The 14,290-nt window shown below is 70.7% G+C and carries 14 protein-coding genes and 1 pseudogene; 5 read left to right on the forward strand and 10 right to left on the reverse strand.

Annotated features, from left to right (window positions below):
- Positions 1–10: 10 nt before the first annotated feature.
- A complete protein-coding gene (gene leuA / locus HL652_RS08770) occupies positions 11–1,777 on the reverse strand; it encodes a 2-isopropylmalate synthase (protein WP_171704980.1) in 1,767 nt (588 codons plus the stop codon).
- 204 nt (positions 1,778–1,981) lie between these two features.
- On the opposite strand from leuA, the gene HL652_RS08775 reads away from it, so the two are divergent.
- The 4 genes from HL652_RS08775 to HL652_RS08790 all read left to right on the forward strand — a co-directional run bounded on the left by HL652_RS08775 (position 1,982) and on the right by HL652_RS08790 (position 4,385).
- The gene (locus HL652_RS08775; RefSeq protein WP_171704981.1) at positions 1,982–2,431 is read left to right on the forward strand and encodes a TlpA family protein disulfide reductase; all 450 of its coding nucleotides are present in this window, start codon (positions 1,982–1,984) and stop codon (positions 2,429–2,431) included.
- The gene (locus HL652_RS08780; protein WP_171704982.1) at positions 2,428–2,895 is read left to right on the forward strand and encodes a DUF4395 domain-containing protein; all 468 of its coding nucleotides are present in this window, start codon (positions 2,428–2,430) and stop codon (positions 2,893–2,895) included. The genes HL652_RS08775 and HL652_RS08780 overlap by 4 nt, the downstream gene beginning before the upstream one ends.
- A 94-nt stretch (positions 2,896–2,989) precedes the next feature.
- Complete coding sequence (locus tag HL652_RS08785) at positions 2,990–3,415, forward strand: OsmC family peroxiredoxin (protein ID WP_171704983.1); 426 nt, start codon at positions 2,990–2,992, stop codon at positions 3,413–3,415.
- 73 nt (positions 3,416–3,488) lie between these two features.
- Positions 3,489–4,385, forward strand: coding sequence for a TIGR01777 family oxidoreductase (locus HL652_RS08790; RefSeq protein ID WP_171704984.1), 897 nt, complete (start codon positions 3,489–3,491; stop codon positions 4,383–4,385).
- 107 nt (positions 4,386–4,492) lie between these two features.
- Here HL652_RS08790 and HL652_RS08795 read toward each other — a convergent pair whose 3' ends face one another.
- A complete protein-coding gene (locus tag HL652_RS08795; RefSeq protein ID WP_371743618.1) occupies positions 4,493–4,969 on the reverse strand; it encodes a hypothetical protein in 477 nt (158 codons plus the stop codon).
- Between the two features lie 127 nt (positions 4,970–5,096).
- Positions 5,097–5,865 (reverse strand): annotated as a pseudogene (gene dapB / locus HL652_RS08800) (4-hydroxy-tetrahydrodipicolinate reductase); the annotation flags it as partial.
- Between the two features lie 93 nt (positions 5,866–5,958).
- Between dapB and HL652_RS08805 the strand changes: the two are divergent.
- Entirely contained in the window at positions 5,959–6,432 is a 474-nt protein-coding gene (locus HL652_RS08805; protein WP_171704986.1) for a GNAT family N-acetyltransferase, read from the forward strand.
- Here the strand turns inward: HL652_RS08805 and HL652_RS08810 are convergent.
- From HL652_RS08810 to HL652_RS08840, 7 genes are all read right to left on the reverse strand, one after another.
- Complete coding sequence (locus tag HL652_RS08810; RefSeq protein ID WP_171704987.1) at positions 6,429–7,031, reverse strand: histidine phosphatase family protein; 603 nt, start codon at positions 7,029–7,031, stop codon at positions 6,429–6,431. The genes HL652_RS08805 and HL652_RS08810 overlap by 4 nt on opposite strands.
- Positions 7,031–8,392 carry a M16 family metallopeptidase gene (locus HL652_RS08815; protein WP_171704988.1) on the reverse strand — a complete coding sequence of 454 codons (1,362 nt, stop codon included), beginning with the start codon at positions 8,390–8,392 and terminating at the stop codon, positions 7,031–7,033. Before HL652_RS08815 ends, HL652_RS08810 begins: the two co-directional genes overlap by 1 nt.
- 42 nt (positions 8,393–8,434) lie before the next feature.
- On the reverse strand, positions 8,435–8,677 hold the full coding sequence (locus HL652_RS08820) for a hypothetical protein (protein ID WP_171704989.1): 243 nt from the start codon (positions 8,675–8,677) through the stop codon (positions 8,435–8,437).
- A 451-nt stretch (positions 8,678–9,128) separates the two neighbouring features.
- The gene (locus HL652_RS08825; protein WP_171704990.1) at positions 9,129–11,426 is read right to left on the reverse strand and encodes a polyribonucleotide nucleotidyltransferase; all 2,298 of its coding nucleotides are present in this window, start codon (positions 11,424–11,426) and stop codon (positions 9,129–9,131) included.
- 248 nt (positions 11,427–11,674) lie between these two features.
- Positions 11,675–12,274: a hypothetical protein gene (locus tag HL652_RS08830; RefSeq protein ID WP_171704991.1), complete on the reverse strand. Its 600-nt coding sequence runs from the start codon at positions 12,272–12,274 to the stop codon at positions 11,675–11,677.
- A gap of 4 nt (positions 12,275–12,278) precedes the next feature.
- The gene (locus tag HL652_RS08835; RefSeq protein ID WP_171704992.1) at positions 12,279–13,019 is read right to left on the reverse strand and encodes a class I SAM-dependent methyltransferase; all 741 of its coding nucleotides are present in this window, start codon (positions 13,017–13,019) and stop codon (positions 12,279–12,281) included.
- Positions 13,019–14,170: a type III polyketide synthase gene (locus HL652_RS08840; protein WP_171704993.1), complete on the reverse strand. Its 1,152-nt coding sequence runs from the start codon at positions 14,168–14,170 to the stop codon at positions 13,019–13,021. The genes HL652_RS08835 and HL652_RS08840 overlap by 1 nt, the downstream gene beginning before the upstream one ends.
- Positions 14,171–14,290 lie beyond the last annotated feature (120 nt).

Consider the following 14,290-nt stretch of genomic DNA (forward strand, 5'->3'; position numbering starts at 1 on the left):
CCCCGCCGGGTCAGACCCCGGCCAGCTCGCGGTCGGCGTCGCGCACCCGGATGGCGCGGTTCACCGCGCTCACCACGGCCTTCAGCGAGGCCGTCGAGATGTCGGCGTCGATTCCGACGCCCCAGAGGCGCGTGCCGTCGACCTGCAGCTCGACGTACGCGGCAGCCAGCGCGTCGCCCGAGGCGCTCAGGGCGTGCTCGACGTAGTCGTAGAGCTTGATGTCGATGCCCTGCTCGCTCATCACCTTGAGGAAGGCGTCGATCGGGCCGTTGCCGACGGCGCCGGTGTCGATGACCTCCTCGCCGATGCGCAGCTCGACGTCGAGCGACACCGATCCGCCCAGGTCGCTCGCCGTGCGCGTGCGGGTGAGCTCGAACCGGCCCCACTTCTCCTCGGCACGGTCGGCGGGAGCCGGCAGGTACTCGTCGTTGAAGATCGCCCAGATCTGGTCGCTGGTGACCTCGCCGCCCTCGGCGTCGGTCTTCGCCTGCACGACCCCGGAGAACTCGATCTGCAGCTTGCGCGGCAGGTCGAGGGCGTGGTCGGTCTTCAGCAGGTAGGCGACACCGCCCTTGCCCGACTGGGAGTTCACGCGGATGACCGCTTCGTAGGAACGCCCGAGGTCTTTCGGGTCGATGGGCAGGTAGGGCACGGCCCAGACCAGCTGGTCGACGTCGACGCCCTGCTCGGCCGCATCGGCGGCCATCGCCTCGAAGCCCTTCTTGATCGCGTCCTGGTGCGATCCGCTGAACGCGGTGTAGACCAGGTCGCCCGCCCACGGGCTCCGCTCGTGCACCTTCAGCTGGTTGCAGTACTCGGCGGTGCGCCGCACGTGGTCGAGGTCGGAGAAGTCGATCTGCGGGTCGATGCCCTGCGTGAACAGGTTGATACCGAGCGCCACCAGGTCGACGTTGCCCGTGCGCTCGCCGTTGCCGAACAGGCACCCCTCGATGCGGTCGGCACCGGCCAGGTAGCCGAGCTCCGCGGCGGCGACCGCCGTGCCGCGGTCGTTGTGCGGGTGCAGCGAGATGATGACGTTCTCGCGGTGGTTGAGGTGCCGGCCCATCCACTCGATGGAATCGGCGTAGACGTTCGGCGTCGCCATCTCGACGGTCGAGGGCAGGTTGATGATGACCTTCCGCTCGGGCGTCGGCTCGAACACCTCCAGCACCTGGTTGCAGACGTCGACGGCGAACTCGAGCTCGGTGCCGGTGTAGCTCTCGGGCGAGTACTCGTAGTAGACGGTGGTCTCGGGCACGGTCTTCTCGAACTCGCGGCACAGCCGTGCGCCCTCGAGGGCGATGTCGATGATGCCCTGCTTGTCGGTGCGGAACACCACGTCGCGCTGCAGCACGCTGGTGGAGTTGTAGAGGTGAACGATGGCTTGCTTGGCCCCCGCGATCGACTCGTAGGTGCGCTTGATGAGGTGCTCCCTGGCCTGCGTCAGCACCTGGATGGTGACGTCGTCGGGGATGGCGTTCTCCTCGATGAGCGAGCGCACGAAGTCGAAGTCGGTCTGCGAGGCGCTCGGGAAGCCGACCTCGATCTCCTTGTAGCCCATCTGCACCAGCAGGTCGAACATGATGCGCTTGCGCTCGGGGCTCATCGGGTCGATGAGGGCCTGGTTGCCGTCGCGCAGGTCGACCGCGCACCAGCGTGGCGCCTCGGTGATGACCTTCGACGGCCAGGTGCGGTCGGGCAGCTCGACGGCGATCTGCTCGTGGTACGGGCGGTACTTGTGGATCGGCATGGCCGACGGAGCCTGATTGTTCTTCATGACGTGCGTTTCCCTCTGCGTTCTCGGCGAGATGTGTGGTCAGCCCATGGCGAACTCCGCGACGAGGGAGGCCTGAAGATTAGGACTCGTCGCGGCAGCTAAGAAGGAGCAGACCGAACAGCACGGCACCAGGGTATCACTACGGCCGTCACAAACGTCACACTCGCCCGGTGGCGGGCCCGGGCGCTCTAGTCTTCCCTCATCATGAGCTGGATCGCCCCCGTCGCCGTCATCGTCGCGCTGATCGCGGTGTCGAGCGTGCTCGGCCTCGTCTGGCGCTCTCGCCAGGGGCGGGCGACACCCGCCCGTCCGCGAGCCGGAGACGGCGGCGACCCGGTCGACGACCCCGCCCTCGACCCCGCCCTGTTCGCGGCGGGCGGCTTCGGCTCCCGCGCCACGCTGGTGCAGTTCTCCACCGACCACTGCGCCTCGTGCCCCTCGACCCGGCGCCTCCTGCGGGAGATCTCGGCCGGCACCGACGACGTCGCCTACCTCGACGTCGACGTCACGAACCGGGCCGACCTGGTGCGGCGCTTCGCCATCCTGCAGACCCCCACCACACTCGTGCTCGACCGCCACGGCGTCGTGCGCACCCGCATCGGCGGCGCCGTGCGGCGCACGGTCGTCGAGACGACCATCCAGGAGCTCCGATGATCGATCCCCGCGCACCCCGCTTCGCCGCCGGCATCACCGCGCTGCTGCTCCTCGTCGTCGTCGCGCTCGGCTTCGCCTTCCCCACCGGGCCCGAGATGCCGCTCGAGGCGCGCATCCTCAACCCGGCGTTCGCGCTGCTCACCGCGATCGCCCTGCTCTTCCTCTGGGGCGCAGCAGCCGGGGTCAAGCGCCACCCCTTCGGTGTGCTGTTCCGCGAGCTGGTGCGACCGCGGCTCGCTCCCCCGGCCGAGCTCGAAGACCCGCGTCCGCCGACCTTCGCCCAGCTCGTCGGCCTCGTCGTCACCGGGGCCGGCCTGCTGCTCGCCGCCGTCGGGGTGCCGTGGGCGCTCGTCGTGGCGGCGTCGCTCGCCTTCGTGGCCGCGTTCCTCAACGCCGTGTTCGGCTACTGCCTCGGCTGCCAGATCTACCTGCTGCTGGTGCGGTTGCGCCCGGTGCGCGCCTGAACGACCGCCAGGAGCCCCGCGTGGCGACCACCGCATCCGGTGTCTCGGAGCGGCCGAACGCATAGTCTGGGAGCTACCGAGAGGGAGGTTGCCCATGGCCATCACGAGTGAAGCGACGACGGTGTGGCACGGAGACCTCCTCTCCGGGGCCGGCACCACCACCCTCGACAGCTCGGGGGCCGGAGCGTTCGCGGTGAACTGGAAGGCCCGCTCCGCCGGGGCCGCGAGCACCACGACGCCCGAAGAGCTGCTGGGCGCCGCCCACGCCTCCTGCTTCTCGATGGCGTTCTCGCACGCTCTCGCCGAGTTCGGCACCGTGCCCGAGTCGCTGCAGACCACCGCCGCCGTCACCTTCGACCCGGCCGAGGGCATCACGGGCAGCCACCTGCTGGTGAGCGCCGTCGTGCCGGGCATCGAGGAGGCCGACTTCCAGCGCATCGCCGAGGAGGCGAAGGCCGGTTGCCCGGTGTCGAGAGCCCTGGCCGGCGTGCCCATCACCCTCGAGGCGAGCCTGGCATGAGGCGCGAGTCGAGCGCCCAGGCTCCACTGGCGGTTGACGGATGCGCGCGGCCGCCCCTCCAGGAGACCGCACGATGAACGCGTCGAAGACCGTGCTCATCGCCGGCGCATCCGGCTTCATCGGCACCGAGCTCACCCACCAGCTGGAGGATGCGGGCCACACCGTGCTGCGCTTGGTGCGGCGCCCCGCCCGCACCGCCCTCGAACGCACCTGGGACCCGGAGGCGCGCTGGATCAAGACCGTACACCTCGACGACGCCGATGCCGTGGTGAACCTCTCCGGCGCCTCGATCTCGCGGCTGCCCTGGACGTTCCAGTACAAGAAGGAGATCCTGCAGTCGCGCATTGCGGCGACCACCACCCTCACCGAGGCGATCCTGCGCTCGGAGAACCCGCCCGAGGTCTTCGTGAGCGGCTCGGCGGTCGGCTTCTACGGCGACCGACCCGGCGAGCTGCTCACCGAGTCGTCGCCGATGGGCACCGGGTTCCTCGCGAAGGTCGCCGCCGCCTGGGAGCGCGCGGCCGAACCGGCCCGGGCGCGCACCCGGCTCGTGACGGCCCGCACCGGGATCGTGGTCGGTCAGGGCGGCGGAGCGCTGAAGCCCCTCGCACTCCTCACCAAGCTCGGGCTCGCGGGGCCGCTCGGCGACGGAACGCAGATCTGGCCCTGGATCAGCCTGCACGACGAGGCGGCAGCCATCCGTCACCTGCTGTTCGGCACCGAGGTCGCCGGGCCGGTCGACCTGGTCGGTCCGCAGCCGGTGTCGGCGGGCGAGATCGCGCGCAAGCTCGCGGAGCGCCTGCACCGGCCGTACTGGCTGCCAGCGCCCGCCTGGGCGATCAAGGCAGCGCTCGCCGACGCCGGCCGCGACCTGCTGCTGTCGAACCAGAACGTGTCGGCGCAGAAACTCGTGGCGTCGGGGTTCGGGTTCCGCGAGCAGACGATCGACGAGGCGCTCGCGCGGCTCTGACGCTCGGGGAGCGCGCGGGCTTCGGGAAACGCGCGGGCGCAGGGGAAACGCGCGGGAGCAGGCGAACGCGCGAGCGCAGGGGCGCCAGCCCCACCACGTTGTCGCGCTCAGGCCGATGCCGGCTTGCCGGCGCCGCCGCCCTTGCGCTCGTCGCGCTCCAACGCGATCGCGGTGCGCAGCGCCGCACGGGCGCGACGGCGGTCGCCAGAAGCGTCGTAGGCGAGCCCGAGCCGGAACCACGCCCGCCAGCTCGACTCGTCGCCCTCGACGTCGAGGCGGTACTGCTCGAACTCCGCGTCGGCGGCGGCCCGCTCCGGCCTGCCGCTCGGGCGCTTCGGCAGGTCATCGACGGGCAGCTCGTCTTCGCGCTCGAGCCGCTCGACCAGCTGCTGCGTGCGCACCCCGAACATGAGCTCGCGCACGAGCGCCCAGGCGCCCACGATCGGCAGCACGATGAGGAAGACGCCGATGGCGATGCCGATCGGCTCGCCGGTCAGGACGAACATCACGGCCCGCTGGCCCACCAGCACGAGGTAGACCGCGAGCAGCACCGCCATCAGGACGGCGGCGGCGCGACCTCTCACGGGGTCACGCTCGTGGCCGAGGCGGCCTGGCCCGAGACGTTCTCGGGGGCCGCCTCCGGAACGGCACCGCCGGAGCCCGCGGCATCGGCGGCGCCCGCATCCGCGGCGCCCGCACCCTCGGTCGCGCTCGCGCCCGCAGCATCCGATGCCGCCCGACCGCTCGCCGCATCGAGATCGAGCACCTGGTCGAGCCCCACGATCACCCCGCGCGCCGAGACCGCTGCGGCCAGCGCCACCCGGATGCCCGACTCGTAAGCCGTCGACGAGATCGTCTCGTGGCTGATGGTGAGCACCTCGCCGGTGCCGCCGAACACCACGTCCTGCTTGGCCACGATGCCGTTCAGCCGCAGGCTGTGCACCGGGATGCTCGCCACCTGCTGCCCTCGCGCCCGCTGGTCGCTGTGCGGCGCCGACACCGGCCCCTGGGCGGCCCGCGCCGCCTGCATGAGCTCGGCCGTGCGCACCGCGGTGCCCGAGGGCGAGTCGACCTTCGAGGCGGAGTGCGCCTCGATCACCTCGATCGAGTCGAAGAAGCGTGCGGCGAGGGCGGCGAACGACGTGGCGAGCACCGAGCCGAGGGAGAAGTTCGGAATGACGACGACACCCGTCTCGGGCGCGTCGCCCAGGGTGCGGCGGAGCGCTGTGATGCGCTCGTTCGACCAGCCCGAGGTGCCGATGAGCACGTTGCGCCCGTGCGCGAGGGCGAACTCGACGACACCCTGGCTCACCCCGGGAACCGTGACGTCGACCACCACGTCGCCGGCGAGCATCTCGGAGAGCTCGCTGCGCGAGTCGAGAGCCGCGGCCAGCTCGTACTCCTCCGACTCCTCGACGATGGCCGTGACGACCCGTCCCAACTTTCCCGTCGCGCCGACGACCGCCACCTTCGTTGTCATGCCTCCAATCTACCCGGGGTCGCTCTCGGCCCCGCGTCGCCGGGGCACGCCTGGCCGGGCTTCCGGCGGCGCGTGCCTTTGTACAGTGAAGTCATGCGCATCCGCACCGGCGACGTCTCGGCCCCCGCCGAGCGCGTCCTCCTCGACGACTACTTCGCCTACCGCGCCGCGGCGTTCCCGACCGCGGGCGCCTACTCCGTGACGATGCCCGACCCCGCGGCCTTCGAACCGCCGGCGGGCGTATTCCTCGTCGTGGAGGGCGACGACGGCGCGGCGGTGGGGTGCGGCGGCATCCGGATGCTGCCCTCACCCGAGACGGAGACCGTGCGCTACGAGGTCAAGCACGTCTGGATCGACCCGGCAGCCCGCTCGCACGGCTGGGCGACCGAGCTGCTGCTCGAGCTGGAGCGGCGGGCGCTCGAGCTGGGCGCGACCGAGCTGGTGCTCGACACCCACCACACCCTGGAGTCGGCGGGCCGCCTCTACGCACGACTCGGCTACCTGCCGACCGCGCCCTACAACAGCAACCCCAACGCCACGCGCTGGTATCGCAAGCCGCTGCGCTAGTACGGCTGCGGCTCGTTCACGCCGGTGCGCAGTTCGACCGGTAGGTGGCCGAGGTCGTTGTAGGCCACGAGCTCGGGCATGCGCCCCGACTTCGAGCGGATGATGGTGAGGCCGCAGTGCGCCTGGTTGAGGCCGACCCAGCGCCAGTCGGGCGCATCCATCGCCTCGCGCACGAACCAGGCGATCACGAAGTTGTGGGTGATGAGCAGCTCGTGGGTGGTGCCGCGCCCGGGGGTGAGGAACTCGGCGGTGGCATCGGCCATCTGCGCCCGCCCCGCCTCAACCTGGTCGTCGGTGACGGAGTTGAAGAACGGTTCGAAGCTGTGCGGCATCTGGGGCGAGTACCCCGTCGGCACGCAGTCGAACAGCAGCGCCGAGGGCTGCGGGTCGAGCGCCGGGAGGTGCTCGGCCATGATGGTCGCGGTCTCCTCGGCGCGCTGCAGGGGCGAGTGCCACACGGCGTCGAACGGCACCCCGCCGAGCCGATCGGCGAGGGCGCGGGCCTGCCGCTGGCCGCGGGGCGAGAGCGGGCCGTCGTCGACGCCGTGCTCGGCGTCGAGCTGCTCGCCGTGGCGCACGAGGTAGAGGGTGTGCGCCATCAGACCGGTGCCACCTGACGGAAGGCGTCGTCGTCGATCGGGCCGACCGCGGCGACGCTCAGCGGGCCGGCGGCGAGCTCGCGGGCGAGCTCCTGCACGTCGTCGGCCGACACCGCCATGAGGCGGCGCACGCTCTCGTCGAGGTCGACGAACTCGCCGAGCGTGAGCTCGGAGCGGCCGAGGCGCGACATGCGCGTGTCGCTGTCTTCGAGCGCGAGCGCTGCCGAGCCCGAGAGCTGGCCGTGGGCACGGTCGAGCTCGTCGGCGGTGATGCCGTCGGAGGCGAGGCGGCCCAGCTCGGCCAGCATGAGTTCGCTGACGTCTCCTTCGCGGCCCGGCGTGCATCCGGCGAACATGGCGAACACGCCGGCGTCGGAGTAGCTGGGGGCGTAGGAGTAGACCGAGTAGGCGAGGCCGCGCTTCTCGCGCACCTCCTGGAACAGGCGCGACGACATACCGCCGCCCAGCACCGAGTTGAGCACGGCCATGGTGGTGCGGCGCTCGTCGGCGGCGACGATGCCCGGGAAGCCGAGCATGAGGCTGACCTGCTCGGTGGGCTTGCCGACGACCCGAAGCGGCGTGGCACCCGACAGCGTGGCGGGGGTCGAGGAGCGGCGGGGGCGGGGTGCGGCGGAGACGCTGAGATCCCAGCCCGCTGCGACCAGCGCAGTGGTCACCTGGGCGACGAGCACGTCGTGCTCGACGGCGCCTGCGGCCGCCACGACGAGGTCGTTGGCCCGGTACTGCGCGCGGTAGTGCTCCCAGACGGCGTCGCGAGTCGCCGCGCGGATGGTGTCGGGGGTTCCGCCGACGGGCCGGCCGAGCGGATGCGCGCCCAGCACGGCCTCGAACAGCCGCTCCCCCACGACGTCGCCCGGGTCGTCTTCGGCCATGGCGAGCTCTTCGAGTATGACGCCCCGCTCGGTCTCGAACTCGCCGTTGTCGAGCAGCGAGGAGGTGAGCATGTCGGCGATGACCTCGACCGCCATGGGCAGGTCGGCGTCGCGCACCTTGGCGTAGTAGCAGGTGTACTCCTTGCTCGTCACCGCGTTGTGCTCGCCGCCGACCGAGTCGAAGGCGATCGCGATGTCGAGCGCGGAGCGGCTCGGGGTGCCCTTGAACAGCAGGTGCTCGAGGAAGTGCGTCGAGCCGAAGTGCGAGGGCGAAGCACCCTCGGCGCCGGTCTCGTCGCGCGAGCCCGCCGCCACCCAGTAGCCGATCGTGGCGCTGCGCGCCCCCGGGATGTGCTCGGTGAGGATGCGCACCCCGCTCGGCAGGATGGTTCGACGCACCAACCCTTCGGCGACGTCACCGATAGTGAGCTCGGGCAGATCGAGAGGGAATGGTACGGCGCCGTTCATCACCCCAACCCTATCCGCCGCACCCCCTCCCCCACCTGTGCGTTACGCCCGTGGCGTACCCCCGGCCACCACGCTCCACCCGTCACTCCACCCGAGTGCGAGCCCGTCAGCTCCGGCATCGACACTGACGGGAGGGTCACAGATGATCAGATAACCGGAACGCATCCAGTAGTGGTCGATCAGAGCTGCGGCTTCGATGAAGGGCCGCCACTGCTCGAACTCCGCCGCGCCGAGCTCGATCATCACCTCTGCGAAGCACGCATCGACCGCGCCTTCGATCGACACCAGGTCGCGAAAGAAATACCACCCGTCGGGCGCTGCCCCCTCGAGCTCATCGACGACTGCGTCGGAGTGTCAGGTGGCGCCCCCTCCTCAGGCCGAGAGTCCAGCACCGATCGCTCAAGCCCCAGCGAGTCGTTGTAGAGGAGTGGGGCGAGTCCGCACGCGAGCATCCCGGCGCGCGGTGACTCTCCATGCACGACGAACGTCGCCTCGCAATCGTAGGCCGTGCGGTAGGCCGCCCTGAGGGCGTGTTCCCGCGCGGGTCGCGAGCCGGGCTGAGGGCGACGCGGCCAGTTCGCGAGGCGGTGTCGCACGCGTTCTCGGACGGCGCTTGGATCGAGATCGGGCAGAGATGCCATTTGCTCAATTTAAGGCCGAGTCGGGTGGTGCTGGAACGACGGATGCCCGCCCCACCGGAGTGGGACGGGCATCGGTCGTGCGACTAGCTCGGGGTTCAGCCCTCGGCGGGAGCCTCGGGGCCCTCGCTGTGGGCGGCGGAACCCTCGGTGTCGGCGGGGTCGGCCTCGGCGAGCACCGGGGCGAGCGAGAGCTTTCCGCGGTCGTCGATCTTGGTGATCTCGACCAGGATCTTCTGGCCCACGCCGAGCACGTCTTCGACGTTCTCGACCCGCTTGCCGCCGGCGAGCTTGCGCACCTCGGAGATGTGCAGCAGTCCGTCCTTGCCCGGGAGCAGCGACACGAACGCGCCGAAGGTCGCGATCTTCACGACGGTGCCGAGGAACTGCTCGCCCACCTCGGGGTTCTGCGGGTTCGCGATGGCGTTGACCTGGGCGCGGGCGGCCTCGGCCGAGGGGCCGTCGACGGCGCCGATGTACACGGTGCCGTCTTCCTCGATCGAGATGTCGGCGCCGGTCTCGTCTTGAATGGCGTTGATGGTCTTGCCCTTCGGGCCGATCAGCTCGCCGATCTTGTCGACGGGGATCTGCACCGAGATGACGCGAGGCGCCGTGGGGGCCATCTCGTCGGGCTGGTCGATCGCCGCGTTCAGCACGTTGAGGATTGCCTCGCGGGCGGCCTTGGCCTGCTTGAGCGCACCGTCGAGCACCGACGAGGGGATGCCGTCGAGCTTCGTGTCGAGCTGGATGGCGGTGACGAACTCCGAGGTGCCGGCGACCTTGAAGTCCATGTCGCCGAGCGCATCCTCAGCACCCAGGATGTCGGTGAGCGCCGCGTAGCGGGTCTCACCGTCGACCTCGTCGGAGACGAGGCCCATCGCGATGCCGGCGACCGGGGCGCGCAGCGGCACACCGGCGTTCAGCAGGGACAGGGTGCTGGCGCAGACCGAGCCCATCGAGGTGGAGCCGTTCGAGCCGAGGGCCTCCGACACCTGACGGATGGCGTAGGGGAACTCCTCGCGGGAGGGCAGCACCGGCACGAGGGCGCGCTCGGCGAGGAAGCCGTGCCCGATCTCGCGACGCTTCGGCGAGCCCACGCGGCCGGTCTCACCGGTCGAGTAGGGCGGGAAGTTGTAGTGGTGCAGGTAGCGCTTGTGCGTGATCGGGCTCAGCGAGTCGATCTGCTGCTCCATCTTCAGCATGTTGAGCGTGGTGACACCCAGGATCTGGGTCTCGCCGCGCTGGAAGATGGCCGAGCCGTGCACGCGCGGGATGACCGCGACCTCGGCGTCGAGCGGACGGATGTCGGCGAGGCCGCGCCCGTCGATGCGCACGCCGTCGCGCAGGATGCGCCCGCGCACGACCACCTTGGTGACCGACTTGTAGGCGGCCGAGACCATCGGCGGCACGTCGCCACCCAGCTCGCCGGCCTCGACCTTGGCCTGGATGGCGGCCTTGACGCGCTCCTTGAGGGCGTCGTCGGCGTTCTGGCGCTCGATCTTGTCGGCGATCTGGTAGATGCCGACGAGCTCGTCGTAGGCGAGCTCGGCCACGGCGTCGTAGGCCTGCTGCGAGTACGCGAGGAAGATCGGGTACTCCTGGATGGCCTTCGCGGCCTGGTCGGCGAGCGACTTCTGCGCCTCGACCAGCTGCTTGATGAACGGCTTCGCCGCCTCGAGACCCTCGGCCACGACTGCCTCGTTGGGCTTCGTGGCGCCCGCCTTGATGAGGTTCCACGAACCCTCGGTCGCCTCGGCCTCCACCATCATGATGGCGACGTCGGACGAGCCGTCGCCGTTCTCCACCACGCGGCCGGCGACGACGAGGTCGAACACGGCCTCCTCGAGCTGCGAGTGCTTCGGGAACACGACCCACTGATCGGGCTCGGTGCCGTAGCCGGGCATGAGCGCGAGGCGCACACCGCCGATGGGGCCGGAGAACGGCACACCGGAGATCTGCGACGAAGCGGAGGCCGCGTTGATGGCGAGCGAGTCGTAGAACTCGTCGGGCGCGATCGACAGCACCGTGATGACGACCTGCACCTCGTTGCGGAGGCCGTTGACGAACGACGGGCGCAGCGGGCGGTCGATGAGACGGCAGACCAGGATCGCCTCGGTCGAGGGGCGGCCCTCACGACGGAAGAACGAGCCGGGGATCTTGCCGGCGGCGTAGGAACGCTCTTCGACGTCGATGGTCAGCGGGAAGAAGTCGAAGTTGTCTTTGGGGTGCTTCGACACGCTCGTCGCGGAGAGCAGCATCGTCTCCTCGTCGAGGTACGCGGCGACGGCTCCCTGGGCCTGCTGCGCGAGACGGCCGGTCTCGAACCGGACCGTGCGGGTGCCGTACTTGCCGTTGTCGAGAACGGCTTCGGCGAACTTGATCTCAGGACCTTCCAAGAGGTCTTTCTCCTTTGTTTAGCGTCGCGGCCCCGTGTGGGCGCGCGACTCCTCGCGTGGGAGCAGGCGGAATAGCAGGGATTTCAAACGTTCCCTGAACGTGTCGAGGGGCGTGTGCTGGCCACCAGTAGACAATCTCCGAACGAGGTTCGGAAACCAACCACCGAGGACCAGCTTCCTGCCGGCCTGCTCTCAACCCCTCCATTCTAGCAGCCCCGGGCGCCAGAACCGAGGATGGCTCGCGCCGACTACGCGACGATCTCCACGGTGAACGGCCGTGCCGTGCCGACGAGCTGCACCGGAACCTCGGCGACCCGCCCCTCGGCAGCCAGCAGATGCACGAGCCGGTTCAGCCGCGCATCCACGTGCCGGGGCACGAAACCCGCCCGGTACACCCGCCCGTCGTCGCCGACCAGGTCGACGGCCACCCGCAGCTCCCTGCCCAGCCAGCGGCTCGCATCCGGAGTCAGCACGGCGCGGAGCGTCCGCGAGGTCGCCTGAGCGGCGTCGATGGAGGTCTGCCGGCGCTCGGAGCCCTCGAGCTCCATGCGGTGCACCGGCGTGTCGTCGCCCGCCGCTGCGGCGACCTCGGCGAGCGGCACGGGTTCGAGCGAGCCGATGGTGCGGAGGGTGTTCTCGCTGTCGCGCCCCGACCCGCGCAGCAGCGGCACGACGAGCGCCGCAGCGAAACCGAGGGCGATCGCGAGCAGCAGCACGGCGAGCACCGGGGTCCACACCGGCCAGTCGGCGCGAGTGACCACGTTGGCGGCCATCGCCGAGACCAGCACCATCGCGAAGAGGAAGACCTCCCAGCGCCAGAACGGCTTGAAGCGTCTGTTCTCCTGCATGCCCCTAGTCTGCCGTGCCCGAGGGCTCGGTCTCGCGCGCGGCGGCACTTGCGGCATAGGTGAGGAGGTTGCGGAACGGCGCCTGCGACTCCACGTTCCACTCGCGTCGGGCCGCCACCCGGAGCTCCGGCGTGGTGTAGCTGCGCCTGATGGAGGTGAGCCCGTCTTCCCGCACGAACGACCCGCGGAAGAGCACCAGCGTGGCCGCCCAGTACTCCAGGTACGCCAGGCGGCTGCGCCTGATGTCGCTGTGGATCGACAACCCACGGCAGAGCAGCTCGCAGTCGATGAGCAGATCGGTGAGCTGTTGGGGGCTGAGGTGGTGCAGCACGTGGTTCGAGATGACGAAGTCGAAGCGGAAGGCCCGGTCGACGAGCTCGCTGCTGTCGAGGGTGAGGAAGGTGACGCCGTTGGGGTTCGGCGCCCGGTTGGCCGCGGCGATGGCGCGCGGGTCGGGGTCGATGCCCGTCACGTCGAGCAGCAGCCCGTCGCGCTTCGCCCAACGCGCCAGGTCGCGCGCGATGTCGCCGCCGCCGCAGCCCACGTCGATGAGCGTCGAGGGTGTCGTCGCCGAGAGCAGGGGCCGGATGCGCTCCCGGTACGTTCCCTTCCAACCGGCCACGAGACGGTTGACCCCCTGGAACTGCTCGAAGGTGCGGGCGAGCAGCTGCGGGTCGCAGTTCGGGTCGTCCATGAGCTCCCGGGCGGCGACCGCACGCTTCCGCAGATCGGGGAGGATCGGCATCAGCGCGCCTCCGCACCCGCGTCGGCGATGGTGAACCGGCCGGCCTCGACCGTGAGACCAGGCCCGAATGCCATCGCGCACACCCGTTCCCCCGCCGCCGCCGTCCCCGATTCGAGGATGCGACGGAGCACGAAGAGCACCGTCGCGCTCGAGAGGTTGCCCACCGTGCGCAGCGTCTCCCGCGAGGGCGCCATCTGCGCGTCGCCGAGCCGCAGCGCACCCTGCACGCGGTCGAGCACGCTGCGCCCGCCCGGATGCACGGCCCAGTGCTCGGCGAGGGTGCCCGGCTCGGCCGACGCCTCCGTCTGCAACGGGTGCAGGGCCCCGGCGATGTGCTCGTCGATGATCTTCGGCACGTAGCTGCTCAGCACCATCTCGAAGCCCTCGTCGCCGATGGTCCAGGCCATCGCCTCCTCGCCGGTGGGCGTGAGGGTGGTGGTGAACTCGTCGAGACGGAGCGCGAGGGGCGCGCCGTCGCCGTCGCCGCCCGACGCGCGCGCGGTGGCCACAGCGGCAGCGGCGCCGTCGCCGAACACCGAGGAGGCGACGATCTGGTCGCTCTCGTTCGAGGAGCGCATGTGCAGGGTGCAGAGTTCGACGCTCACCACCAGCACCACAGCATCCGGATCGGCCTCGCAGAACGCCTTCGCCGCACGCAGGGCGGGGAAGACGCCGTAGCAGCCCATGAAGCCGACGTGCAGGCGCTGGGTGGTGGGTGCGAGCCCGAGCTCGCGAACCAGCACGTAGTCGGGCCCGGGGGCGAAGAAGCCGGTGCAGGAGACGGTGATGACGTGGGTGACGTCGGAGGCGTCGAGGCCGGGTGCCGCGGCGAGGGCCTCGCGGGCGGCCTCGAGGGCCAACTCAGGGGCGCGCTCGATGTAGCGCTCGTTGCGGATGCGGGTGGAGGGGGCGAGGAAGACGCCGTCGTCGGCGACGAAGACGGGCTCGCCCGCGGTGCCGGGCGACTGCTCGCCCAGCTCGTCGACCACGGTGTAGCGGGTGTCGATGGCGGAGGCGTCGAACGACGCGGTGACGAGCCGGGCGCCGAGCTTCGAGAGGCCGGGCTGAGCGGCGAAGAGGTCGCGTGCGCGCTGCTGCGGGAGGGCGGTGGGCGGCACCGCCGTTCCGATGCTGCGCAGGTACACGGCCATAGCCCCATGTAAGCACGATCGTCTGACGGCGGAGCGCAGACGCCGACAACTCCGACGGCATCGACGCGCCGTCGGAGTTGTGCTAATGGCTACTGCGGGGCCACTGCGCGCGGCCAGCGC

The sequence above is a fragment of the Herbiconiux sp. SALV-R1 genome (assembly GCF_013113715.1).
In the GTDB taxonomy this organism is placed as follows: Bacteria; Actinomycetota; Actinomycetes; order Actinomycetales; family Microbacteriaceae; genus Herbiconiux.